Annotated in this window: 21 protein-coding genes; 16 read left to right on the top strand and 5 right to left on the bottom strand. The window is 59.1% G+C overall.

The features are described 5' to 3' along the window. Positions 1–88 precede the first annotated feature (88 nt). Positions 89–1,126, bottom strand: a complete 1,038-nt coding sequence (gene mreB, locus CS390_RS04870; RefSeq protein ID WP_008371426.1) for a rod shape-determining protein MreB — start codon at positions 1,124–1,126, stop codon at positions 89–91. Positions 1,127–1,329: 203 nt separating this feature from the next. Between mreB and gatC the strand changes: the two genes are divergently transcribed. The 6 genes from gatC (at position 1,330) to CS390_RS04840 (ending at position 6,498) form a co-directional block, all read left to right on the top strand. Further along, a complete protein-coding gene (gene gatC, locus CS390_RS04865; RefSeq protein ID WP_099776545.1) occupies positions 1,330–1,617 on the top strand; it encodes an Asp-tRNA(Asn)/Glu-tRNA(Gln) amidotransferase subunit GatC in 288 nt (95 codons plus the stop codon). 16 nt (positions 1,618–1,633) lie between these two features. Next, positions 1,634–3,085: an Asp-tRNA(Asn)/Glu-tRNA(Gln) amidotransferase subunit GatA gene (gatA, locus tag CS390_RS04860; RefSeq protein WP_099773632.1), complete on the top strand. Its 1,452-nt coding sequence runs from the start codon at positions 1,634–1,636 to the stop codon at positions 3,083–3,085. A gap of 11 nt (positions 3,086–3,096) precedes the next feature. Then, positions 3,097–4,542, top strand: a complete 1,446-nt coding sequence (gene gatB, locus CS390_RS04855) for an Asp-tRNA(Asn)/Glu-tRNA(Gln) amidotransferase subunit GatB (protein WP_065759389.1) — start codon at positions 3,097–3,099, stop codon at positions 4,540–4,542. A 91-nt stretch (positions 4,543–4,633) separates the two neighbouring features. Then, positions 4,634–5,005 (top strand): septal ring lytic transglycosylase RlpA family protein, encoded by a 372-nt coding sequence (locus CS390_RS04850; RefSeq protein WP_065759388.1) that lies wholly within the window; start codon positions 4,634–4,636, stop codon positions 5,003–5,005. Positions 5,006–5,066: 61 nt separating this feature from the next. Continuing rightward, a complete protein-coding gene (locus tag CS390_RS04845; protein ID WP_099773631.1) occupies positions 5,067–6,110 on the top strand; it encodes a calcium/sodium antiporter in 1,044 nt (347 codons plus the stop codon). Positions 6,111–6,120: 10 nt separating this feature from the next. Continuing rightward, on the top strand, positions 6,121–6,498 hold the full coding sequence (locus CS390_RS04840) for a carboxymuconolactone decarboxylase family protein (RefSeq protein WP_065759386.1): 378 nt from the start codon (positions 6,121–6,123) through the stop codon (positions 6,496–6,498). Between the two features lie 26 nt (positions 6,499–6,524). On the opposite strand, the gene CS390_RS04835 is transcribed toward CS390_RS04840, so the two are convergent. Further along, on the bottom strand, positions 6,525–7,898 hold the full coding sequence (locus tag CS390_RS04835) for an amino acid permease (protein WP_065759385.1): 1,374 nt from the start codon (positions 7,896–7,898) through the stop codon (positions 6,525–6,527). Positions 7,899–7,949: 51 nt separating this feature from the next. Continuing rightward, positions 7,950–8,891, bottom strand: a complete 942-nt coding sequence (locus tag CS390_RS04830; RefSeq protein ID WP_099773630.1) for an AEC family transporter — start codon at positions 8,889–8,891, stop codon at positions 7,950–7,952. A 477-nt stretch (positions 8,892–9,368) separates the two neighbouring features. On the opposite strand from CS390_RS04830, the gene CS390_RS04825 reads away from it, so the two are divergent. From CS390_RS04825 to CS390_RS04815, 3 genes are all read left to right on the top strand, one after another. Then, the gene (locus tag CS390_RS04825) at positions 9,369–10,001 is read left to right on the top strand and encodes a GNAT family N-acetyltransferase (protein WP_157767117.1); all 633 of its coding nucleotides are present in this window, start codon (positions 9,369–9,371) and stop codon (positions 9,999–10,001) included. A gap of 148 nt (positions 10,002–10,149) precedes the next feature. After that, on the top strand, positions 10,150–10,866 hold the full coding sequence (locus CS390_RS04820) for a hypothetical protein (protein ID WP_218195293.1): 717 nt from the start codon (positions 10,150–10,152) through the stop codon (positions 10,864–10,866). Then, positions 10,863–11,561 carry an HAD family phosphatase gene (locus CS390_RS04815; RefSeq protein ID WP_065759381.1) on the top strand — a complete coding sequence of 233 codons (699 nt, stop codon included), beginning with the start codon at positions 10,863–10,865 and terminating at the stop codon, positions 11,559–11,561. Before CS390_RS04820 ends, CS390_RS04815 begins: the two co-directional genes overlap by 4 nt. 6 nt (positions 11,562–11,567) lie before the next feature. Here the strand turns inward: CS390_RS04815 and CS390_RS04810 are convergent, their stop codons facing one another. Together CS390_RS04810 and CS390_RS04805 are read right to left on the bottom strand one after the other, a co-directional pair. Further along, positions 11,568–12,128, bottom strand: a complete 561-nt coding sequence (locus tag CS390_RS04810) for a response regulator transcription factor (protein ID WP_099773628.1) — start codon at positions 12,126–12,128, stop codon at positions 11,568–11,570. Continuing rightward, complete coding sequence (locus CS390_RS04805; RefSeq protein WP_065759379.1) at positions 12,125–13,384, bottom strand: ATP-binding protein; 1,260 nt, start codon at positions 13,382–13,384, stop codon at positions 12,125–12,127. The genes CS390_RS04810 and CS390_RS04805 overlap by 4 nt, the downstream gene beginning before the upstream one ends. A 200-nt stretch (positions 13,385–13,584) precedes the next feature. On the opposite strand from CS390_RS04805, the gene CS390_RS04800 reads away from it, so the two are divergent. The 7 genes from CS390_RS04800 (at position 13,585) to CS390_RS04770 (ending at position 23,217) form a co-directional block, all read left to right on the top strand. Continuing rightward, positions 13,585–14,298 (top strand): SIMPL domain-containing protein, encoded by a 714-nt coding sequence (locus tag CS390_RS04800; RefSeq protein WP_099773627.1) that lies wholly within the window; start codon positions 13,585–13,587, stop codon positions 14,296–14,298. Positions 14,299–14,557: 259 nt separating this feature from the next. Then, the gene (locus tag CS390_RS04795; protein ID WP_099773626.1) at positions 14,558–16,183 is read left to right on the top strand and encodes an ABC transporter substrate-binding protein; all 1,626 of its coding nucleotides are present in this window, start codon (positions 14,558–14,560) and stop codon (positions 16,181–16,183) included. A 253-nt stretch (positions 16,184–16,436) separates the two neighbouring features. Beyond that, positions 16,437–18,047, top strand: a complete 1,611-nt coding sequence (locus CS390_RS04790; protein ID WP_099773625.1) for an ABC transporter substrate-binding protein — start codon at positions 16,437–16,439, stop codon at positions 18,045–18,047. A gap of 92 nt (positions 18,048–18,139) precedes the next feature. After that, complete coding sequence (locus tag CS390_RS04785) at positions 18,140–19,519, top strand: OprD family porin (protein ID WP_099773624.1); 1,380 nt, start codon at positions 18,140–18,142, stop codon at positions 19,517–19,519. A 74-nt stretch (positions 19,520–19,593) separates the two neighbouring features. Beyond that, a complete protein-coding gene (locus tag CS390_RS04780; RefSeq protein ID WP_099773623.1) occupies positions 19,594–21,189 on the top strand; it encodes an ABC transporter substrate-binding protein in 1,596 nt (531 codons plus the stop codon). 74 nt (positions 21,190–21,263) lie between these two features. Then, complete coding sequence (locus CS390_RS04775) at positions 21,264–22,274, top strand: ABC transporter permease subunit (RefSeq protein WP_099773622.1); 1,011 nt, start codon at positions 21,264–21,266, stop codon at positions 22,272–22,274. A 10-nt stretch (positions 22,275–22,284) separates the two neighbouring features. Further along, positions 22,285–23,217, top strand: coding sequence for an ABC transporter permease subunit (locus CS390_RS04770; RefSeq protein WP_099773621.1), 933 nt, complete (start codon positions 22,285–22,287; stop codon positions 23,215–23,217). The last annotated feature ends 4 nt before the right edge of the window (positions 23,218–23,221 follow it).

The following is a 23,221-nucleotide window of genomic DNA, read 5'->3' as shown; positions in this document are numbered from 1 at the left end:
ATGCGGCGCCTGAAGGCGCCGACAACCGCATACAGGTAGCACCCTTGGCACTACCTGTAAACCACTCATCGGATGGCTGCCGGCAAGATCACTCGCTGGAGAGCAGGTCCATGGTGTGCTTGTCCATCATCTCCAGCGCACGACCACCGCCACGGGCGACACAGGTCAGCGGATCTTCGGCGACGATGACCGGCAGGCCGGTTTCCTGGGCCAGCAGCTTGTCCAGATCGCGCAGCAACGCGCCACCACCGGTCAGCACCAGGCCACGTTCGGCGATATCCGAAGCCAGCTCGGGTGGTGATTGCTCCAGCGCGCTCTTGACCGCCTGGACGATAGTCGCCAGGGACTCCTGCAGCGCTTCGAGCACCTCGTTGGAGTTCAAGGTGAAAGCACGTGGAACGCCTTCTGCCAGGTTACGGCCGCGTACATCGACTTCGCGGACTTCGCCGCCCGGATAAGCGGTACCGATTTCCTGCTTGATGCGCTCGGCGGTGGACTCACCGATCAGGCTGCCGTAGTTACGGCGCACGTAGGTCACGATGGCTTCGTCGAAGCGATCGCCGCCCACACGCACGGACTCGGCATAAACCACGCCGTTCAAGGAGATCAGTGCAATTTCAGTGGTACCACCACCGATATCGACGACCATCGAACCGCGCGCCTCTTCAACCGGCAGGCCTGCACCGATCGCAGCAGCCATTGGCTCTTCGATCAGGAACACTTCACGGGCACCGGCGCCCAGCGCCGATTCACGAATGGCACGACGCTCGACCTGGGTCGATTTGCACGGCACGCAGATCAGCACACGAGGGCTGGGCTGCAGGAAGCTGTTTTCGTGAACCTTGTTGATGAAGTACTGCAACATTTTTTCGCAAACGCTGAAATCGGCGATAACGCCGTCCTTCATCGGACGAATGGCAGCAATGTTACCGGGCGTACGGCCCAGCATGCGTTTGGCTTCGGTACCGACAGCGACGACACTTTTCTGGTTGCCGTGAGTACGAATGGCCACGACCGAGGGCTCATTCAGGACGATACCGCGCTCACGCACGTAAATAAGGGTGTTGGCAGTGCCCAGGTCGATGGAAAGATCGCTGGAAAACATGCCACGCAGTTTCTTGAACATGGGAAAGTGACCCTAGGCAACGCGTGGGTAAAAAAGTGCGGCAAACTCTAACAACGGCGGGGATTTTGGGCAAGGCGCCAATATGTTAAATTGGCAGTTTTTCCGAGCAAGCCAGCACATGATCGCGGCCGTATGACCGTAAAATTGCCGGCATGTTCCTCATCACGGATGAAATCCGTTTTTTTGTTTCCCTGGAGATTCCCATGGCGCTTCAACGCTGCGACGTGGAAAAGATTGCTCATTTGGCCCGTCTGGGCCTGAATGAAGGCGATCTGCCACGCACCACTGATGCCCTGAACAGTATTCTGGGGCTGGTCGACCAGATGCAAGCCGTCGACACCACCGGCATCGAACCACTCGCCCACCCGCTGGAAGCCAGCCAGCGCCTGCGCGCTGACGTGGTCACCGAAAGCAACCATCGCGACCAGTACCAGGCCATCGCCCCGGCGACCGAAAACGGCCTGTACCTGGTTCCGAAAGTCATCGAGTAAGGGAAAAGAGCCTGCCATGCATCAACTGACCCTGGCCGAGATCGCCCGCGGACTCGCCGACAAGCGTTTTTCCTCCGAAGAACTGACCCGTGCACTGTTGGCACGCATTCAGCAACTCGACCCACAACTTAACAGTTTCATCAGCATCACCGAAGAGCTGGCCATCAGCCAGGCCCGTGCCGCCGACGCACGGCGTGCTGCTGGCGAGACCGGTGCCCTGCTCGGCGCGCCGATCGCCCACAAAGACCTGTTCTGCACCCAAGGCGTGCGGACCAGCTGCGGCTCGAAGATGCTCGACAACTTCAAGGCGCCCTACGACGCCACCGTTGTCAGCAAGCTGGCCGAAGCTGGCACTGTCACCCTGGGCAAGACCAACATGGACGAGTTCGCCATGGGCTCGGCCAACGAATCGAGCTACTACGGCGCCGTCAAGAACCCGTGGAGCCTCGAGCACGTCCCTGGCGGTTCTTCCGGTGGTTCGGCCGCGGCTGTCGCCGCACGCCTGTTGCCAGCCGCCACCGGCACCGATACCGGTGGTTCGATCCGCCAGCCTGCGGCACTGACCAACCTGACCGGCCTCAAGCCGACCTATGGTCGTGTTTCGCGCTGGGGCATGATCGCCTATGCCTCAAGCCTCGATCAGGGCGGCCCGATGGCCCGCACCGCCGAAGACTGCGCACTGCTGCTGCAAGGCATGGCCGGTTTCGATGCCAAGGACTCCACCTGCATCGATGAGCCCGTGCCCGATTACAGCGCCAACCTGAATGCATCCCTTGAAGGCCTGCGCATCGGCCTGCCGAAGGAGTACTTCGGTGCCGGTCTCGATCCGCGCATTGCCGACCTGGTCCAGGCCAACGTCAAAGAGCTGGAGAAGCTCGGTGCGGTCATCAAGGAAATCAGCCTGCCGAACATGCAGCACGCCATTCCGGCCTACTACGTGATCGCGCCGGCAGAAGCCTCTTCCAACCTGTCGCGCTTCGACGGCGTGCGCTTCGGCTACCGCTGCGAAAACCCGAAAGACCTCACCGACCTGTACAAGCGCTCGCGCGGCGAAGGCTTCGGTGCTGAAGTACAACGCCGGATCATGGTTGGCGCCTACGCCTTGTCGGCGGGTTACTACGATGCCTATTACCTGCAGGCGCAGAAAATCCGTCGGTTGATCAAGAACGACTTCATGGCCGCCTTCAACGAGGTCGACGTCATTCTCGGCCCAACCACGCCGAACCCGGCCTGGAAGATTGGCGCGAAGAACAACGATCCGGTTGCTGCGTACCTGGAAGACGTCTACACCATCACCGCCAACCTCGCGGGCCTGCCGGGCCTGTCGATGCCGGCCGGGTTCGTCGAAGGTCTGCCGGTCGGCGTGCAATTGCTCGCCCCGTATTTCCAGGAAGGCCGCCTGCTCAACGTCGCGCACCGCTATCAGCAAGTGACTGACTGGCACACCCGCGCACCTAAAGGCTTCTGAGGAATACACACATGCAATGGGAAGTTGTTATCGGGCTGGAGATTCATACCCAGCTCGCCACCCAGTCGAAGATTTTCTCCGGTAGCGCCACCACCTTTGGCGCCGAGCCGAACACCCAGGCCAGCCTGATCGACCTGGGCATGCCCGGCGTGCTGCCGGTGCTGAACGAAGAAGCCGTGCGCATGGCCTGCATGTTCGGCCTGGCGATCGACGCCGAGATCGGCAAGCACAACGTGTTCGCCCGCAAGAACTACTTCTACCCTGACCTGCCCAAGGGTTACCAGATCAGCCAGATGGAGTTGCCGATCGTCGGCAAGGGCCACCTGGACATCGCCCTGGAAGACGGCACCGTCAAGCGTATCGGCATTACCCGCGCGCACCTGGAAGAAGACGCCGGCAAGAGCCTGCACGAAGACTTCAGCGGCGCCACCGGCATCGACCTGAACCGTGCTGGCACCCCGCTGCTGGAGATCGTCTCCGAGCCGGAAATGCGCAGCGCCAAGGAAGCCGTGGCCTACGTCAAGGCGATCCATGCGCTGGTGCGCTACCTGGGCATCTGCGACGGCAACATGGCCGAAGGCTCGCTGCGTTGCGACTGCAACGTCTCGATTCGTCCGAAAGGCCAGGCCGAGTTCGGCACCCGCTGCGAGATCAAGAACGTCAACTCGTTCCGCTTCATCGAGCGTGCGATCAACAGCGAAGTGCAACGCCAGATCGACCTGATCGAAGACGGCGGCAAGGTCATCCAGGAAACCCGCCTGTACGACCCGAACAAGGACGAAACCCGCTCGATGCGCAGCAAGGAGGAAGCCAACGACTACCGTTACTTCCCCGACCCGGACCTGCTGCCTGTGGTCATCGAAGAGGCCTTCCTCGAAGCCACCCGCGCCACCCTGCCGGAGCTACCACCGCAGAAACGCGAGCGCTTCCAGAGCCAGTTCGGCCTGTCCAGCTACGACGCCAACGTGCTGGCTTCCAGCCGCGAACAGGCAGACTACTTCGAACAGGTGGTTGGCGTATGTGGCGATGCCAAACTGGCCGCCAACTGGGTCATGGTCGAACTGGGCAGCCTGCTGAACAAGCTGGGCCTGGAAATCGAGCAATCACCGGTCAGTGCCGCACAACTGGGCGGTATGCTCTCGCGCATCATCGACAACACCATCAGCGGCAAGATCGCCAAGATGGTCTTCGAGGCGATGGCCGCCGGTGAAGGCGATGCCGACACCATCATCGAGGCCCGCGGACTGAAGCAAGTCACCGACAGCGGCGCGATCGAGAAAGTGCTGGACGAAGTGCTGGCAGCCAACGCCGAGCAGGTCGAGCAGTACCGCGCCGCCGATGAAGCCAAGCGCGGCAAGATGTTCGGTTTCTTCGTCGGTCAGGCAATGAAAGCGTCCAAAGGCAAGGCCAACCCGCAGCAAGTGAACCAATTGCTCAAGAGCAAGCTCGAAGGGTAATTGCATCGCCAGCAACGCTGGCTCCTACCAGGCCTGCACCTTGTAAGAGCCAGCCTTGCCAGCCATGCACACACCTCGGAGTATCTGATTCATGTGGCGTCCGCTTAGTGCGCTAGCACTGTTCACCCTGGTTGCCGGCTGTGCCAGCCACGACATCGACCCTCACGGTTATGATGAAAGTGGTACGGCCTCCTATTACGGCGCCCGTCACCACGGCAAGCGTACTGCCAGTGGCGAACCGTTCAATCAACGCGCACTGACCGCTGCGCACCGCAGCCTGCCCTTCGGCACACAGGTACGCGTCACCAACCTGAACAACCAACGCAGCGTGGTGGTGCGCATTAACGACCGTGGCCCGCACACTCGCGGCCGGCTGATTGATCTTTCCCGTGCTGCCGCCGAACAATTGGGCATGATCCGTAGCGGAACGGCCCGCGTACGGGTACAAGGTCTTAGCGACTGACCTTTGAGGGAGCACGACCATTTTTGACCTGGCCTCATTACCGACCTTCAGCCTGCTGCAACTGATCAGCGGCCTGCTGCTGTTGATCACAGGTGCCGAGCTGCTGGTGCGTGCCGCCCTGCGCATGGCCGAAAGCCTGCAGGTGAGGCCGCTGATCATTGGTCTTAGCCTGGTAGCTTTCGGCAGCAGCGCACCGCAATTGACGGTCAGTATTCAAGCGGCCTACAGCGGCGCGCCAGACGTCGCCGTAGGCAGTGTCATCGGCAGCAACATCTTCAACGTTCTGGTAACCCTTGGCTTGGCCGCACTGATTATTCCACTGCGGGTTTCCCGACAACTGGTAAGGCTGGACATCCCCTTGATGATCGGCGCCAGCCTGCTGGTCTATCTACTCGCGCTCAATGAACTGCTTGGCCGCCTGGAAGGCGCCCTGCTGCTCTGCGCACTGGTCGCTTACCTGAGCCTGCTCTGGCACCAATCCCGGCACCACGCGCGCACCTATCCGGCCCCAGGGCCAAGGCCACAGCGCAGCGCAGGCTTCTGGTTCAATAGCCTCTTGCTGATGGCTGCCGGCCTGGGACTTCTCAGCCTGGCCGGGCATTTGCTGCTGGAAGCCTCGGTCGAGGTGGCAGTCGACCTGGGACTCTCCGAACGAATCATTGGCCTGACAGTAGTTGCGGTCTGCACCTCACTGCCCGAGTTGGCCACCTCACTGATCGCCGCCTTGCGTGGCGAACGGGAGATCGCCGTGGGCAACGTCATTGGCAGCAACCTGTTCAACCTGCTCGCCGTGCTGGGCCTGACCAGCGTGCTGGCCCCGACGCCCTTGTCGATTTCCCCCAATGCACTGGACTTCGACTTGCCAGTGATGCTCGGCGTTGCTGTCCTGACCCTGCCAGTGTTCTATTCTGGCTACCGGATCACCCGCGCCGAAGGTCTGGTGTTTCTCTGCCTGTACCTGGCTTATGGTCTGCACGTGGTGGCTTTCACCACCGGCATGCCGCTGGCGACGAAGCTTGAGCGATTGATGCTGTTCTATGTCCTGCCAGTGCTCGCGGTGACGCTGCTTTACACCAGCCTGCAAGCCTGGCGCCGTCAACACTAAGGAGAACACGATGGGTGACAGCGAGAAACGCGGCGAACAGGTCCGCCGCCAGGTAATGGGTGACGCTTTCGTTGACCGCGCACTGGGTAACGCTACCGATTTCACGGCGCCGCTGCAGGCATTCGTCAACGAACATGCCTGGGGCAGTGTCTGGAGCCGAGAAGGCTTGCCGCTGAAAACCCGCAGCCTGATCACCCTGGCCGCACTGACCGCATTGAAGTGCCCGCAAGAACTCAAGGGCCACGTGCGCGGCGCCTTGAACAACGGCTGTACGGTAGAAGAGATTCGCGAAGCGTTGCTGCATTGCGCGGTGTATGCAGGCGTTCCAGCAGCAATAGACGCCTTCCGTGCCGCCCAGGAAGTGATCGACAGCTACCAACAGGGCTGATCGATCACTCGCCTGCCTTCGGCGCGTCAGTTGGAAACAGCGGCAGCCTTCTCGTTGCGTTTTTTCAGCCAGAAGGCCAGCCGCAATAGCACCAGCCAGACCGGAATCAGCATCACTGAGATGTTGATGCCCGGGGTCAAGTACATCACCACCAGAATCAGGGCCAGGAAGGCCAGGCAGATGTAGTTGGTCAGCGGGTAGCCCCAGCTTTTGTAGAACGTCGTTTCTCCGGCAGCCTGCTTGGCCCGGCGGAACTTCAAGTGGGTGATACTGATAATGCCCCAGTTGATCACCAACGATGACACCACCAGTGCCATTAGCAACTCGAAGGCCTTGGCCGGCATCACATAGTTGATCAACACACACAGCCCGGTGGCCACTGCCGAAACCCCCAGCGCCGCCAGGGGCACACCTCGTGCGTTGACCGTGAGCAGGCGCCTCGGCGCATCGCCTTGTGTTGCCAGGCCAAACAGCATGCGACTGTTGCAATACACGCAACTGTTGTACACCGACAGCGCTGCCGTCAGCACCACCAGGTTGAGTACCGTGGCCACCACGTTGCTATCAAGCGCATGGAAAATCATCACGAAGGGGCTGCCGCCCTGAACCACTTTCTGCCATGGGTAGAGCGACAACAGCACCGCCAGCGCCCCGATGTAGAACAGCAGAATGCGGTAGATCACCTGATTGGTCGCCCGCGGGATGCTGTAGCGCGGATTGTCGGCCTCAGCGGCGGTAATGCCGACCAGCTCCAGGCCGCCAAACGAGAACATGATCACCGCCATGGCCATCAACAACCCGGTCAGGCCGTTGGGAAAGAAACCACCGTATTGCCAAAGGTTGGCCACACTGGCGTCCGGGCCGCCATTGCCGCTGAACAGTAACCAGCCACCGAAGGCGATCATGCTGACAATCGCCACGACCTTGATCAAGGCAAACCAGAACTCCATCTCGCCATAGACCTTGACCTGGCTGAGGTTCATCAGGTTGATCAACACAAAGAACACTGCTGCCGAGGCCCAGGTCGGAAAGCCTGGCCACCAGTACTGGATGTAGATCCCCACGGCGGTCAGCTCGGCCATGCCCACCAGCACATAGAGCACCCAGTAGTTCCAGCCCGACATGAAACCGGCGAACTCACTCCAGTAACGGTGTGCGAAGTGGCTGAACGTACCCGATACCGGCTCCTCGACCACCATCTCGCCCAACTGTCGCATGATAAAAAATGCAATCAGCCCGGCAACCGCATACCCCAGCAAAATCGAAGGGCCAGCCAGCTGGATGGTTTGGGCAATGCCGAGAAACAAGCCAGTACCGATGGCACCGCCCAGGGCGATCAACTGGATATGGCGATTCTTCAGCCCACGATGCAAGCGCTCGGGCGTGATCTCGTCTTGCATGGAATGTCCTCGGACAGGTCAGGCAGCGTTTGAATTGTTTTGTGACAGGATCTAGATCCAGCCGCCCCACTGCAAGAGGAAGATGCCGATATTTGTCGTCAGCGCCGCCGCCACTGTGGTGATGACAATGATCGATGCCGCCAGCTCATGGTTGCCGTTGACGGCGCGGGCCATCACGTAGCTGGCAGCTGCCGTCGGGCTACCGAAGTAGAGGAACAGAATGCCCAACTCGGCACCTCGGAAACCCCACAACCACGCGCCGACAGTACCGATCAGCGGCAACCAGACCATTTTCAGCAGGCTGGCACTGATGGCCAGACTGCCGCTGTTGCGCAACGATGCCAGCGACAGCGTGCCACCGATACAGATCAACGCCAACGGCAGTGTCATCTGCGCCAGATAGTCGCTGGAGGTCAGTAACCAGTTCGGCAATGGCACCTGTCCATACGCCATTGGAGTGGCCAGCAGCACGCTGATGATCAGCGGGTTACGCAAAATGCTCTTGAGAATGCTCCACGGGTCGGACTTGGTGCTGGAGCTGTAGACCGCCAGCACCACCGCCGCCAACGAGTTGTAGAGCAGGATCACCAGGCCCGCCAGAACCGCACCGAGCGAGATGCCGTAATCACCGTACATACTCGCCGCCAACGCCAGACCAATAACCCCGTTGTTGCCACGAAATGCACCCTGGGTATAGACACCACGGTCTTCACGCGGGCAACGCCACAGGGCATAGGCCCAAGCCAGGGAAAAACCACCCAGTGTTGCAACCACAAAGTACAGCAGCAAACCCGGCTTGACCGCCGTACTCAGGTCCGCGTGGTAGATACCCAGGAACAACAACGCTGGCATACAGACGTTGAAGACCAGGGACGAGGCGATATGGATAAAACCGTCGTTGATGGCATTAATGCGCTTGAGCAGCACCCCCATGAACAACATCGCAAACACAGGCGCAGTGATGTTCAGCGTCTGAAAAAAGAGGGCGAGCATGCAGGCGATCCCGTTGGCTGGCTGTCGTTAGGTGGCTAATGATACGCCAGCAAAGGCGATATCTTGATGGGGATTTTTCGCCACACGCAATAAATTTCAGATCAGCGCGTACAGGTCTGAATCAAGTGTCGCATCCGACCAAACAGTGCGGGCTGCACAGGCAGAAAAGCCACTGAAAAGATATTCAATAGCGCAAATACAAGCGCCGGTTCGACAGCCCTGAGTCACTCCGTTTGAGCAACACTATCCTCGCGCCCTGTATCAACGAGCGTCTGACAGAAAACTTCCACCTACATCCAAGACAAGTTACAAGACAACTACAGAAATCACTAACTTTCTTGCAGCCCACCCCCACGAACTTGCACCTCAACAACACTCATTATAGAAACGATCACAACTCAGTTTGTGTAAGACGCTTACCCACCTTAGCCACCTGAGTTTCCACTTGATACTTCTTAGATCGACAAGGACTTCACCGTGCGCACAGAAATCATCAGCCTACATGGATTAACCTTAAGAACGTGGGATGCAGCGGATATACAGGGTTACGCCTCACTGGTAAGCGACAGTGAAACGATGCAATTCATTTCTGCTGGCACCACACGAACCGAGCAGGATGCCGCCGCCGAAGTGGCGACCTTCCAGGAAGCGCACGCCAAACAAGGCTGGTCGCGCTGGGCAGTAAGCCTTGGCCTTGGCTCGCCCTTCATAGGCTACGCGGGGTTTGCTGAAAAAGAGTGGGGAATAAACTTTGGAATGCGCTTTTTAAAGCCCTACTGGGGAACACCTTATCCCTTCACCGCCGCTCATATGGCCGTCACCTATGCCTTTGAAACATTGGGGTTTGAGAAAGTTTATACATTGACAAACCTGAAGCACACTGCAGCACTCAACATGAACAAAAAGCTGCTGAACCTGGAAGTACTTCCGGATTGCATTATCGAAACCCCGTTTGGTCCGCATGTAAAAATCGATGTCACCAAACAAAAAATCCTCGAAGTCCGCGCCAAGAACGCCGCCCGTATCGAATCCTTGATCAACTACTTTGAACAGAAACGTGAACGCGCTCTTGAAGCGCCTAAACAGGGCGCGCACCATGCAAATGTCTAAGCAATCGAATGAACGGATTACCCCTCGGGTCAGTGACCTTTCGGACATGAGCGCCTGGCAACCCCGTAGCGGTGTATCCGCCGTACTGCGTTACCTGTACCTGCCTGTAGGCATCATACTTCTGGTACTGCGCCTGTTCAGTCTGTTCTTGGCTAGCCTGATCGCGTTGGCTTTACCTCGCGCAGGTAAAAGGGCACTGTATCGATGCCTCTTGAAAGCCATGAATATACGCATCAAGTGCGCGATGACGCCTCAGCAGGTAGGGCAGCATACTGACGGCTGCGTCGTCGCGCTCAATCACATCAGCGTGTTTGATCACTACCCGGTACTGGCAATGCCTTTCGCCACGGTGATGGTGGTAAAAACCGACAGCATCATCGGCAAACTGACCGGGCACCTGCTGTTTCAGTGCTCAGGCTCAAGCTACTGGCAAGTGACCGATGATAAACGGCAACTCGCCGGGCATTTCCGACAATGGCAACGCGCCCCCGAAGGCACGGCGCTCTACATCACCCCCGAAGCGACCATCAATAACGGCAAAGGCCTTTTCCGTTTTCGCCCGGAGTTCATGGTGCGCCGTCGCCCGGTGGTACCACTGGCAATGAAGCTCAAAACACCCCTGGGACTGAACCCCAACCCGCTTGAAGATCCGGGCGCGATGAAATTCCTGCGGCTCTTGGCCATGCCCTGGCTCGAATTTGAACTGACCTTTCTCGCCCACCAGTCACCCGCTGCGGAGCAGTCAGATCAGGACTTCGCCGATCAAGTACAGAACGCCATCGCTCAGCACCTGCAGATAGCCGCCACTCAGTGGACACGCGAAGACAAGTACCACGACCTTGAACAGCGCAGGCTTCAGCCATGAAAGCTCACGTGATTTTCGATTTTGACCAGACACTGCTTCCCGGCGAAAGCACAGTCGAAGTCATCAAGCTCAGCCTGGAAGGATGCCAGGACGCGCCGCAAGTGATTCAACGGCTTGCCCACATCGCCCCAAAGGCTCTGGCAGGCCAGGCCAGCCTGGCAGAATTGCTGACACTGATGAAAATCATCCCCAGAATCCGCCGAGAGCATGTTCAACGCTACATCCGCGAACAGGCAAACTGCCTGCCTGAGGCGCTGCGCACAACCCTGCGCCACCTTCAAGAACAGCAGGTCGGTATACACATCATCTCGGGCGGTTACATGGAGTGGATCGTGCCGCTGGCAGCATCATGGGGGATCAACCCGCAGCACGTCATCGCCAACCGTTTTTTCTGGCTTGGCTCGCGCGCACTGGCCATTCGCCCCTCTCCCTTGCTGAGTTCAAGCAAAGGCAAGTCTGCAATTGTGCGCGAATGGCGGGCCAAAGGCCGTCTGAATGGGCCTGTAATCATCGTCGGGGATGGCGCCGCAGACCATCGTGTACTGGTTAATGGCCTTGTGGATGATTTCATCTGCGTCGATTACTACGCTAGCGCTCCCCTGGACTGTGCAACATCCATAAAAAGAGCGGAGCACCCGACGGAAGTACTAGGCCTGATCCGTCAGGCCCTGGCAAAACACGGTAGCGAGATCTGATACCGCTCAGCGTCGGACCGGGCGCTTTTGCAGCTTGCGCTGCAACGTGCGGCGGTGCATGCCCAGTGCCCGGGCCGTCGCAGAGATATTGCCCTCATGCTCGGTGAGTACCCGCTGAATGTGCTCCCACTGCAAGCGGTCCACCGACATCGGGTTTTCCGGTACCAGGCTGTCCAGGTCTGCGTGCTCGGACAACAATGCAGCCAGCACGTCGTCAGCGTCAGCGGGTTTGCACAGGTAGTTGCAGGCGCCGCGCTTGATCGCCTCAACCGCGGTAGCAATGCTTGAATAGCCGGTCAGAATGACCACGCGCATTTCCGGATCGAGTTCGAGCAGCTTGGGCAGCAGCACCAGGCCCGAATCGCCTTCCATCTTCAGGTCCAGTGTCGCGTAGTGGGGGATGTCCTGCTGAGCCAGCACCAACCCTTCTTCAGCCGAGCCAGCAATGCTCACACGAAAACCGCGACGGCTCATGGCTCGGGCCATCACGCGGGTAAAGGTGGCATCATCGTCCACCAGCAACAGATGCGGCAGCTCTTCGCCTTCGACCTGGGTTTCATCATTCATTGTTGATCTCCTCGCGCATCACGCGGCAGGCGTAGCTCGGTCAGCGTACCGCCTTCCTCGTGACTATAGAGTTTTACCGAGCCACCAGCACGCGTGACGCTGGCCTTGCTCAGAAACAGGCCCAGGCCGAAGCCCTTGCCCTTGGTGGTAAAAAAGGGTTTCCCGATCGACTCGGCGATGGCCACCGGCACGCCGGGGCCATGGTCGCGGATGTTGATCACGATGTCCTGGTCGTTCCAGTCCAGATGAACTTCAAGCCCATCCGGGCAGGCATCGGCGGCATTGTTCAATAGGTTCAGCAGCGCCTGGGTCAGATCCGGTGGTGGTGCCAGGCGCGGTATGCTGCCTTGGCCAAGTCGCTGGAAGCGGTAACTCGCCTCTGGGCGCATCAAGTGCCAGCGGTTCAGTGCCTCGTCAAGCCAGAAGGTGACGTCCTGATCTTCCACGGCCATGCGCCGGTTGGCTTCGGCGGCACGCACCAGTTGCTGCAAGGTTTCCTTGCACAGTTTGACCTGATCCTGCAGCACTTGCAGGTCTTCCTGCAGTAGCGGGTCGGAATGGTCCTGGCGCATTTCCTTGATCAACACACTCATGGTCGCCAGCGGGGTTCCCAACTCGTGGGCCGCGCCTGCCGCTTGGGTGGCGACGGCCAGCAACTGCTCGTCACGCAGGCCTTCCTCGCGACGCTGGGCGCGCAACTGCTCCTGACGGCGCAGCTCCTCGGCCATCTTGGCGGCGAAGAAGGTAATCACCGCTGCAGCCAGCGCAATGCTCAGCCACATGCCATATATCTGCATTTTTTCCCGTGCAACCGGGAAGGTTTCCAGCGGATAGAACTGCACCAGCAACAGGCTGTAAGCAATAAGTGCGATGCCTGACAGGATCAGTGAGTAGACCCACGGCAAGGTCACTGCAGCGATGGCCAGCGGTACCAGGTAGTACGAGACAAACGGATTGGTCGACCCGCCGGAGTAATACAACAGGGCGCTGTGAATAAGCAGATCACAAGCCAGCTGAAAGGCGTACTCCAGCTCGGTGACGGGCAGGGAAAGGCGCAAGCGCAAGGCCGTGAAGGCGCAGAGCAACGTCGACAAGCCCAGCGTGATAACCAACGACAGCCACGGCAGCGGCAGCAGATCAGTCCAGTAGGCAACGGCCACGGAACCGGCCTGGGCCGCCAAAACCAGAATGCGGATGAACGTCAGGCGCCAGAGGTTCTGACGGGTAGCAGAGAGTATTTGTACGGGGGCGAGCATGAGCTCTCCTGATGAGTGCTCCAGGTGAATCGTCGCGAGTATACCGAAGGTGAGGCCTGGTCTGCAGCGATGCGGCAACACACCACAGTTTTTTACAGGCCCATACTGGCATTTTTGAACCTCGCTACACTGCCAAGGGTCTTAAGTGTCTGCGTGAAAATGGATGACCATCAACCACGCCTTTTTTCAAGGAGCCCTACATGTATTTCCCTCGTCGCAGTGCTGCAATGCTATTGGCCGCTGGTCTGATGGCCAGCCTCCCGGTGCTGGCTGAAGAACCTCGTTACAATCAAGTATCCCTGCGCGCTGAAGTCAGCAAGGAAGTGGCTCGCGACCTGATGAGCGTAACCTTGTACAGCGAAGCGCAGAATAGCGACCCCGGCAAGCTCGCAGCCGAAATCACCCGAACCATGAATAAGGCCCTGGAGCAGGCACGCTCAGTCAAGGACATCAAAATCAGCCAGGGCAGCCGCAACAGCTACCCCATTTACGACACCAAAGGCCAAAGAATTACCGGCTGGCGTGAACGTGCAGAGCTTCGCCTGGAAAGCACCGACTTCCCGGCGCTGTCGAAACTGACCGGTGAACTGCTGCAAGACCTGAAAATGGCCGGCATGGACTTTGCCATTGCACCAGCCACCCGCAAGGCCAGTGAAGATGATCTGCTCAAAGATGCCGTCAACGCCTTCAAGAGCCGTGCGCAACTGGCCACCGAGGCACTGGGCGGCAAGGGTTACAAAGTACTCAACCTGAACCTCAACAGCAGTGGCTATCCGCAACCCTATGCCCGTGGCCCAGTCATGATGATGAAAGCCAGTATGGATGCCGAGGCCGCACCCAGCCCGCAGGTCGAAGCCGGTACCAGCCAGGTCAGCATGAATGCCGACGGTACGATCGAAGTACAAATGCCCTGACATCCGCTCACTGCGCGGCGATTTTCACTCGCCGCGCAGCCGCACCTACACGAAATCATCGTAAAAAAACATAAACATTCACGATTAAGCGTTAAACAAGCCAGATAGTTATACCAACGCGACATCCATGTACGATCGTTCCACATTTTCCCCATACTCAGTACGCTGAATATTGCATTGGCAATGGGGCCTGCTTAAGTATCCGGCAGGCCGGCTCACGAGGCCGTCCTCAGATCAAAATGACAACAATGAGGCCACCATGCTTAAACATGCAGTCATTCCGCTTCTTCTAGGTGCAAGCCTACTCTCCAGCGCCCCCCTCACCCTCGCAGCAGGCAACATGGTGTTTTGCTCAGAAGGTAGCCCGGCGGGCTTCGACCCCGGCCAATACACCACCGGAACCGACTTCGATGCCTCAGCCGAAACAGTCTTCAACCGCCTGACGCAATTTGAACATGGCGGCACGTCCGTTATTCCGGGCCTTGCAACCCGCTGGGATACCGCCGAAGACGGCCTGAGCTACACCTTCCACCTGCGTGAGGGGGTGAAGTTCCATACCACCAGCTACTTCAAGCCAAGCCGTGAGTTCAACGCCGACGACGTGCTGTTTACCTTCAACCGCATGCTCGACCCAGACATGCCATTCCGTAAGGCCTACCCCACCGAGTTCCCCTACTTCACCGACATGGGGATGGACAAAAACATCAGCAAAGTCGAAAAAATCGACGAACACACAGTCAAATTCACGCTAAAGACCGTAGACGCCGCATTCATTCAGAACCTGGCGATGAGCTTCGCCTCGATTCAATCGGCCGAATACGCCGACAAGCTGCTCAAGGAAGGCAAACCCGCCGACATCAACCAGAAGCCGATCGGCACCGGCCCCTTCGTATTCAGCAAGTACCAGAAAGACGCGCAGATCCGCTTCAAGGGCAACAAGGACTACTGGAAGCCCGAGGACGTGAAGCTGGACAACCTGATCTTCGCCATTACCACAGACGCCTCGGTACGCATGCAGAAACTGAAGAAAAACGAATGCCAGGTCACCTTGTTCCCGCGCCCGGCGGACATTCACTCGCTGAAAAGCGACCCGAACCTGCAAATGCCCGAGCAAGCCGGCTTCAACCTCGGGTACATCGCCTACAACGTGATGGACAAGATCAAGGGCAGCAATGAGCCCAACCCGATGGCTCAGCTCAAGGTACGCCAGGCTCTGGACATGGCTGTGAACAAGAAGCAGATCATCGACTCGGTCTATCAGGGTGCGGGCCAGGAAGCCGTCAATGCCATGCCGCCCACCCAGTGGTCGTATGACGACACCATCAAGGCCACCCCCTACGACCCGGAAAAAGCCAAGGCATTGCTCAAGGAAGCCGGGATCAAGGAGGGCACCGAAATCACCCTGTGGGCCATGCCGGTTCAGCGCCCCTACAACCCCAACGCCAAACTGATGGCCGAGATGCTGCAATCGGACTGGGCCAAAATCGGCATCAAGGCCAAGATCGTCACCTACGAGTGGGGCGAATACATCAAACGCGCCAAGGCAGGCGAGAACGGCGCCATGCTGATCGGCTGGAGCGGCGACAACGGTGACCCCGACAACTGGCTGGGCACGCTTTACGGCTGCGACGCGGTGGACGGCAACAACTTCTCCAAATGGTGCAACACCGAGTACGACACGCTGATCAAGCAAGCCAAGGCCACCTCCGACACAGCCAAGCGCACCGCGCTATACAAGCAAGCACAACACATTATCAAGGACCAGGTGCCGATTACCCCTATCGCGCACTCAACGGTTTACCAACCCATGCGTAAAACCGTGCAGGGCTTCAAGATCAGTCCGTTTGCCTTGAATGCCTTCTACGGGGTCGGCATCAGCCAGTAGACACTGGGGGTACCCCGGTACCGCCAGACGGCGTGCCGGGGCCAGCCTTTAACGAAGGCCAATATCCTGCCGACGCCCCATCAAGACACAGCCTACGCATCAATCAGAAACATCCTACTTACACCCTCCGCTTTCTTACCTTCCTGAATGCCCCCTGCCCCCCTAACGTCGAAGGTGCATCCGGCCAGTCGCGAGCTTATGGCCGACTGCATGCCACTGACCTGTTCAACAAGAAGAAAAGAAAGGGACCGCCATGCGATACACACCCGTATTTGCCACCTTGCTCGGCCTTGGCCTACTGGCCCAGACACCCCTGGCATTGGCCACTCAGGTTCAGGCCAAAGGCAGCCTGGTATTCTGCTCGGAAGGCAGCCCCGCAGGTTTCGATACCGCCCAGTACACCAGTGCCACCGACAACGATGCGGCCGAGCCGATCTACAACCGACTGGTGGAATTCGAACGAGGCAGCACCGTCGTCAAACCAGCACTGGCAACCCATTGGGAGGTATCCAGGGATGGTTTGCACTACACCTTCCACTTACGTGAAGGCATCACGTTCCACAGCAACAAGGCCTTCACCCCTACCCGCACGTTCAACGCCGATGACGTGCTGTTCACCTTCCAGCGCATGCTCGACAAAGCCCATCCGTTTCGCCAGGCCTACCCTACCGAGTTCCCCTACTTCGTGAGCATGAGCCTGGACAAGAACATCGCCAAGGTGGAGAAACTCGACGCGCATACCGTCAGGTTTACCCTCAACAGCATCGATGCCGCATTCATCCAGAACATGGCCATGAGTTTCGCCTCGATCCTCTCTGCCGAGTACGCCAACCAGTTGCTGGCCAGCGGAAAACCGAGCGACATCAACCAGCACCCCATTGGCACCGGCCCCTTTGTCTTCCAGCGCTACCAAAAAGATTCGCAGATTCGCTACCAGGCCAACAAAGCCTATTGGGACCCCAGCCAGGTCAAGGTCGAGCGCCTGATTTTCTCGATCAACGTCGACCCATCGGTGCGCGTCCAGAAACTGCGCAAGAACGAATGCCAGGTGACCCTGAATCCGCGCCCGGCCGACCTCGATGCACTCAAGCAGGACCTGAAGCTGCAGGTGATCGAAAAGCCTGGATTCAACCTTGGCTATATCGCCTACAACGTCCAGCGCGCACCGTTCGATCAGTTGCAGGTGCGCCAGGCCATGGACATGGCGGTCAACAAGCCCGCCATCGTCAATGCGGTTTACCAGCAGGCCGGGCAACTGGCCGTCGGCAGCATGCCGCCGACCCAGTGGTCGTATGACGAAACCCTCAAAGACGCCGGGTACAACCCGCAAAAAGCACGCGAACTGCTCAAGGCCGCAGGCGTCAAGGAAGGGACCGAAATCACCCTGTGGGCCATGCCCGTGCAACGCCCTTACAACCCCAACGCCAAGTTGATGGCCGAGATGCTGCAAGCCGATTGGGGCAAGGTCGGCTTCAAGGTCAAGATCGTCAGCTACGAGTGGGGGGAATACCTCAAGCGCACCAAGGACGGTGAACACGACATCTCGCTGATCGGCTGGACAGGCGACAACGGTGACCCGGACAACTGGCTGGGCACGCTGTACAGCTGTGACGCGATTGGCAGCAACAACTACTCCATGTGGTGCGATGCGGACTATGACGCGCTGGTTAAAAAGGCCAAGACCGTCACCGATCGCGTGCAACGTACCGCGCTCTACCAGCAAGCCCAACAGCGCCTGAAGCAACAGGTACCCATCACGCCAATCGCTCACTCGACCGTCAATCAGCCGCTCAGCGCCAAGGTCGAGGGCTTCAAGGTGAGCCCGTTCGGCCGCAACAACTTCTCAGGTGTCAGCGTGGATTGAACGCCTGGTTCATCCAAACCAGTTCCACCGCAGTACCCGCACGGCTCACGAGGCTGGACGGTTAATAGAAAGAGAAGAAAGGGAGTTTTACCTTGAGACGAACCAAGAACGCAGTACTGGCCTTATCCCTCAGTAGCCTGTCCACACTGGCCCTGGCAGAACCCATCAGCCAGGCATTCGTCCCGGTGACGGTCAAATCCACCAGCGATCAAAACGAAGCCAAAGGCTTCATCGAAGGGCAGAGCCTGTCCGGTTCGACCCGCAACTGGTATGCCCATGAGCGTGCTACCCGTGCACCCCTGTGGAAATACTACAAACGTGATGGTAGCCGTCATGACACCCATAGCCGTAACAACTGGGTACAGGGCACCATTCTCAACTACACCTCCGGTTTCACCGAAGGCACTGTCGGCTTCAGCACCGAAGTCGCCGCCTACAACGCCATTGCGCTTGAGCAAGGCCGCGCCGCCGTCGCCGGGCCAAACAACCGCACCCTGACCCACCGCGACGGAGAGGTCATCGGCCAATGGAGCAAAATGGGCCTGGCCAACCTCAAGGCGCGGGTCTCCAACACCACCCTCACAGCAGGCCGTCAGTCCATCGACACGCCGGTTATTGCCTACATTGGCAACCGTGCACTGCCTTCCAGCTTCCAGGGTGTCAGCATCCACAGCGCAGAGTTCGACAACCTGTCGTTCGATGCCGGCACCTTCGACCGCGTCTCGACCCGAACCGAGCAAGGCCAGAGCAAGCTCCGCTCCGAATATGGCGACAGCAACCAGTACACCGACCGCATCAGCATGGCCGGCGTCAACTATCAGCCACTCAAGAGCTTGAACACCAGCCTCTACCTGTCCAATGTCGAAGACCTTTGGAACCAGTACTATTTCGGCGCCACGCACGAGCTGGGCGACAGCGCACTGCTGAGCCTGAGCACGGGGCTGAACTACTACAAAACCCGGGATGAAGGTAAACGCAAACTGGGTGAGATCGACAATGACACCTACAGCCTGTCGCTAGGCCTGACCCATCAGGCGCACAAACTCAGCGTTTCCTACCAGCAGGTAAACGGCAACGAGTACTTCGACTACCTCCATGATACCAACGCCATCTTTCTGGCCAACTCACTGCTCTCGGACTTCAACGGCCCGAACGAAAAATCCCTGCAGGTCGCCTACACCCTGAACATGGCCGGGTATGGTGTTCCGGGGCTGAAGTTTAATATCTATAACGCCCGTGGCTGGGGCATCGACGGCACGCACTACACGGGCACGGGCTACGACGTGCGTGGCCTTGAGGGTGAAAACCACTACGAGTACGGCATTGGCAGCAGTTACACCGTGCAGAGCGGCTCGCTCAAAGACACCACGGTACGCGCCACCTACACCGCGCACCGTGCCAGCAAGGCCCAGGCCGACGGTAGCCTGGACGAGTTCCGGGTCGTGACCACCATTCCATTCAACATCCTTTAGGGGGCATGGCCACGGGGGATTAGACGAATCGCCCGTGGCAACTAACCTGCTTTAATTGATCGCTGGGAGCTTTCATGAAACTGCGACCCCTTCAGGCTGCCCTGGCAGCCCTACTGTTGAGCACTGCAGCTGGCGTGGCAGCCAAGCCACTGGTGGTATGTACCGAGGCCAGCCCGGAAGGCTTCGACATCGTTCAATACACCACCGCAGTGACGGCCGATGCGGCCGCCGAAACCGTGTTCAACCGGCTGGTAGACTTCAAGCCGGGCACCACCGACATCGAACCGGCCCTGGCCGAGCGCTGGGAAATCAGCCCGGATGGGCTGACGTACACGTTCTACCTGCGCCGGGGCGTGAAGTTCCACAAAACCGACTACTTCACCCCAAGCCGTGAGTTGAATGCCGACGATGTGCTCTGGAGCTTTCAGCGCCAACTCGACCCCAAGCATCCCTGGCATGACAAGGCCAGCGTCGGCTTTCCCTACTTTGAAAGCATGGGTTTCAAAGACCTGCTCAAAGGTGTCGAGAAAGTCGACGAGCACACCGTCACCTTTACCCTGACACGCCCGGAAGCACCGTTCCTGCGTGACCTGGCCATGGCCTTCACCTCGATCTATTCGGCCGAGTATGCCAGCCAGTTGCTGGCGACCAACAAGACGGCCAACCTCAACAGCCAACCAATCGGCACCGGCCCATTCATTTTTCAGCGCTACAAAAAAGACGCTCAGGTGCGCTTCAAGGCCAACCCCGAGTATTTCCGGGGCAAACCACCCAGCGACCCTCTGGTGCTGACCATCGCCACCGACAACAATGTGCGCCTGCAAAAACTCAAGGCCAATGAATGCCAGGTCGCGCTGTACCCCAAGCCCGATGACATCCCCAGTATCCGCAAAGACCCGGACCTGAAAGTTGATGAACTGGAGGCCCTGACCACCGGTTACATCTCACTGAACACCGAGCACAAGTACCTCAGTGACGTGCGGGTACGCAAAGCGATCAACCTGGCTTTCGATAAACAGGCCCATGTTGATCAACTGTTTGGCAAAGGCAACGCGCTGATCGGCATAAACCCCTACCCGCCCACACTGATTGGCTTCAACAACGCCAACCAGAACCCGCCCCGGGATCTGGATAAAGCCCGAGCCCTGCTCAAGGAAGCCGGCGTACCGGAAGGCACCGTATTGACCCTGTACACCCGTAACGGTGGTGGCCCGACCAACCCCAACCCGCGATTGAGCGCAGAAATGCTCCAGGCCGACCTGGCCAGGATTGGTCTTAAGGTCGACATCCGCGTGATGGAATGGGCAGAAATGCTCAAGCGCGCGAAGAAGGGAGAACCCGACATGGTCTCGACCGGCTGGGCCGGTGACAATGGCGACCCGGACAACTTCCTCAGCCCGCTGCTGAGCTGCGACGCCGTAAAAAGTGGCGAGAACTACGCACGCTGGTGTAACCCGACCTTCCAGGCGCTGATCACCAAAGCCCGCGAGACCATCGACACGGGTGAGCGCGCAGCACTCTATGAGAAAGCCCTGGCGGTGTACGATGAAGACCAACCGTGGATCAGCATCGCACATCCGAAGATGTTTACCGCCATGCGCAAGAACGTCGAGGGCTTCCACATCAGCCCGCTGACCACCAACAACTTCGCTACCACCCTGGTGAAGTAGAACAACAACGCCCGCCCGCGCCTTATCCGGGCGTTGGCGGGTACGCCTAACCGGCTGATGAGGTACACCAGAACATGTTTAGTTTTATTGCCCGACGACTGGGACTGTTGATCCCGACCTTCTTCGGCATCACCTTACTGACGTTCGCGCTCATACGATTGATACCAGGTGATCCGGTCGAAGTGATGATGGGCGAGCGTCGCGTTGACCCTGAAATGCACGCACAAGCCATGGAGCGGCTGGGGCTGAACAAACCATTACCGGTGCAGTACCTGGACTACATTAGCAAGCTTGCCCAGGGTGATCTGGGCGAATCGCTGCGCACGCGCGAAAGCGTCTGGAAAGAGTTTCTCACCTTGTTCCCGGCCACCCTGGAACTGGCGCTTGCCGCCCTGCTGTTTGCCGGCGTGTTCGGCCTGTTGGCCGGGGTGGTCGCCGCCCTCAAGCGCGGCTCGCTACTCGACCACGGCGTGATGGGGATCTCGCTGGCCGGCTACTCCATGCCGATTTTCTGGTGGGGCCTGATCCTGATCATGTTCTTCTCGGTCAGCCTCGGCTGGACACCCGTTTCCGAACGTATCAGCTCGCTCTACGACATCGAGCCCATCACCGGTTTCATGCTCATCGATACCCTGTTCAGTGAAGAGGAAGGCGCCTTCAAGGACGCGCTCATGCACCTGATTCTGCCGGCCATCGTCCTGGGCACCATCCCGCTGGCGGTGATTGCACGCATGACACGCTCCTCGATGCTCGAGGTGCTGCGCGAGGACTACATTCGTACTGCCCGCGCGAAAGGCCTGTCGCCTGCCCGCGTGGTCTTCGTGCATGGTCTGCGCAATGCATTGATCCCGGTTCTGACCGTGTTCGGCCTGCAGGTCGGCACCCTGCTCGGCGGCGCCGTGCTGACTGAAACCATCTTTTCCTGGCCGGGCATCGGCAAGTGGCTGATCGAAGCCATCGGCGCCCGTGACTACCCCGTGGTACAGAATGGCATCCTGCTGATTGCATGCCTGGTGATCCTGGTGAACTTCGTCGTGGATATCCTCTACGGCCTGGTCAACCCACGCATTCGCCACCAGCGCTGAGGCCGAGACAATGACTGACCCAATCGTAAAATCCGCCTCTGCCGTGCCGCCCAGCGCCGTGGACCAGAGCCTGCTCTACCCATCGCCGTACACCGAATTCTGGCAGGCCTTCGCCCGCAACAAAGGCGCCTTCGCCGGCCTGCTGTTCATGTGCCTGATCGTGTTCTGTGCGCTCTTCGCGCCATGGGTCGCGCCCCATGAGCCAAGCGAACAGTACCGAGATTTCCTGCTGACCCCGCCGGTCTGGCTTGAGGGCGGCACCTGGCAGTTCATCCTCGGCACCGACGAGCTCGGCCGCGACCTGCTCTCGCGACTGATCCATGGCTCGCGCCTGTCCTTGCTGATCGGCCTGTCCTCAGTGGTCATGTCGCTGATCCCTGGGGTGCTGATGGGGCTGTTGGCCGGGTTCTTTCCACGCCTGCTCGGCCCGTCGATCATGCGCCTGATGGACGTCATGCTGGCCCTGCCTTCGCTGCTGCTGGCCGTGGCCATCGTAGCCATTCTCGGCCCTGGCCTGATCAACACCGTGATCGCCATTGCCATCGTTTCGTTGCCGTCCTACGTGCGCCTGACCCGTGCCGCGGTGATGGGAGAACTGAACCGTGACTACGTGACCGCTGCGCGCCTGGCCGGTGCCAGCTTGCCACGGCTGATGTTCATCACCGTATTGCCCAACTGCATGGCGCCGCTGATCGTCCAGGCCACCTTGAGTTTTTCCTCGGCCATCCTCGATGCCGCGGCCCTGGGCTTCCTCGGCCTGGGCGTACAACCGCCAACTCCCGAGTGGGGCACCATGCTGGCCTCGGCCCGCGATTACATCGAGCGCGCCTGGTGGGTCGTGAGCCTGCCCGGCCTGACCATTTTGCTCAGCGTGCTGGCAATCAACCTGATGGGCGACGGGCTGCGCGACGCGCTGGACCCGAAACTCAAGAATGCCGCCTGAGGAG

Source organism: Pseudomonas sp. HLS-6 (assembly GCF_002753995.1).
In the GTDB taxonomy this organism is placed as follows: Bacteria; Pseudomonadota; Gammaproteobacteria; order Pseudomonadales; family Pseudomonadaceae; genus Aquipseudomonas; species Aquipseudomonas defluvii.
This window is presented reverse-complemented; position numbering and strand designations above follow the sequence as displayed.

What these genes read in the sequence shown, in the direction of transcription:
- mreB (WP_008371426.1), bottom strand. Translation starts at nt 1,126, where the DNA reads ATGTTCAAGAAACTGCGTGGCATGTTTTCCAGCGATCTTTCCATCGAC.
- CS390_RS04770 (WP_099773621.1), top strand. Translation starts at nt 22,285, where the DNA reads ATGACTGACCCAATCGTAAAATCCGCCTCTGCCGTGCCGCCCAGCGCC.
- gatC (WP_099776545.1), top strand. Translation starts at nt 1,330, where the DNA reads ATGGCGCTTCAACGCTGCGACGTGGAAAAGATTGCTCATTTGGCCCGT.
- CS390_RS04775 (WP_099773622.1), top strand. Translation starts at nt 21,264, where the DNA reads ATGTTTAGTTTTATTGCCCGACGACTGGGACTGTTGATCCCGACCTTC.
- CS390_RS04815 (WP_065759381.1), top strand. Translation starts at nt 10,863, where the DNA reads ATGAAAGCTCACGTGATTTTCGATTTTGACCAGACACTGCTTCCCGGC.
- CS390_RS04805 (WP_065759379.1), bottom strand. Translation starts at nt 13,384, where the DNA reads ATGCTCGCCCCCGTACAAATACTCTCTGCTACCCGTCAGAACCTCTGG.
- CS390_RS04830 (WP_099773630.1), bottom strand. Translation starts at nt 8,891, where the DNA reads ATGCTCGCCCTCTTTTTTCAGACGCTGAACATCACTGCGCCTGTGTTT.
- CS390_RS04850 (WP_065759388.1), top strand. Translation starts at nt 4,634, where the DNA reads ATGTGGCGTCCGCTTAGTGCGCTAGCACTGTTCACCCTGGTTGCCGGC.
- CS390_RS04800 (WP_099773627.1), top strand. Translation starts at nt 13,585, where the DNA reads ATGTATTTCCCTCGTCGCAGTGCTGCAATGCTATTGGCCGCTGGTCTG.
- CS390_RS04795 (WP_099773626.1), top strand. Translation starts at nt 14,558, where the DNA reads ATGCTTAAACATGCAGTCATTCCGCTTCTTCTAGGTGCAAGCCTACTC.
- gatA (WP_099773632.1), top strand. Translation starts at nt 1,634, where the DNA reads ATGCATCAACTGACCCTGGCCGAGATCGCCCGCGGACTCGCCGACAAG.
- CS390_RS04790 (WP_099773625.1), top strand. Translation starts at nt 16,437, where the DNA reads ATGCGATACACACCCGTATTTGCCACCTTGCTCGGCCTTGGCCTACTG.
- CS390_RS04840 (WP_065759386.1), top strand. Translation starts at nt 6,121, where the DNA reads ATGGGTGACAGCGAGAAACGCGGCGAACAGGTCCGCCGCCAGGTAATG.
- CS390_RS04780 (WP_099773623.1), top strand. Translation starts at nt 19,594, where the DNA reads ATGAAACTGCGACCCCTTCAGGCTGCCCTGGCAGCCCTACTGTTGAGC.
- CS390_RS04835 (WP_065759385.1), bottom strand. Translation starts at nt 7,898, where the DNA reads ATGCAAGACGAGATCACGCCCGAGCGCTTGCATCGTGGGCTGAAGAAT.
- gatB (WP_065759389.1), top strand. Translation starts at nt 3,097, where the DNA reads ATGCAATGGGAAGTTGTTATCGGGCTGGAGATTCATACCCAGCTCGCC.
- CS390_RS04810 (WP_099773628.1), bottom strand. Translation starts at nt 12,128, where the DNA reads ATGAATGATGAAACCCAGGTCGAAGGCGAAGAGCTGCCGCATCTGTTG.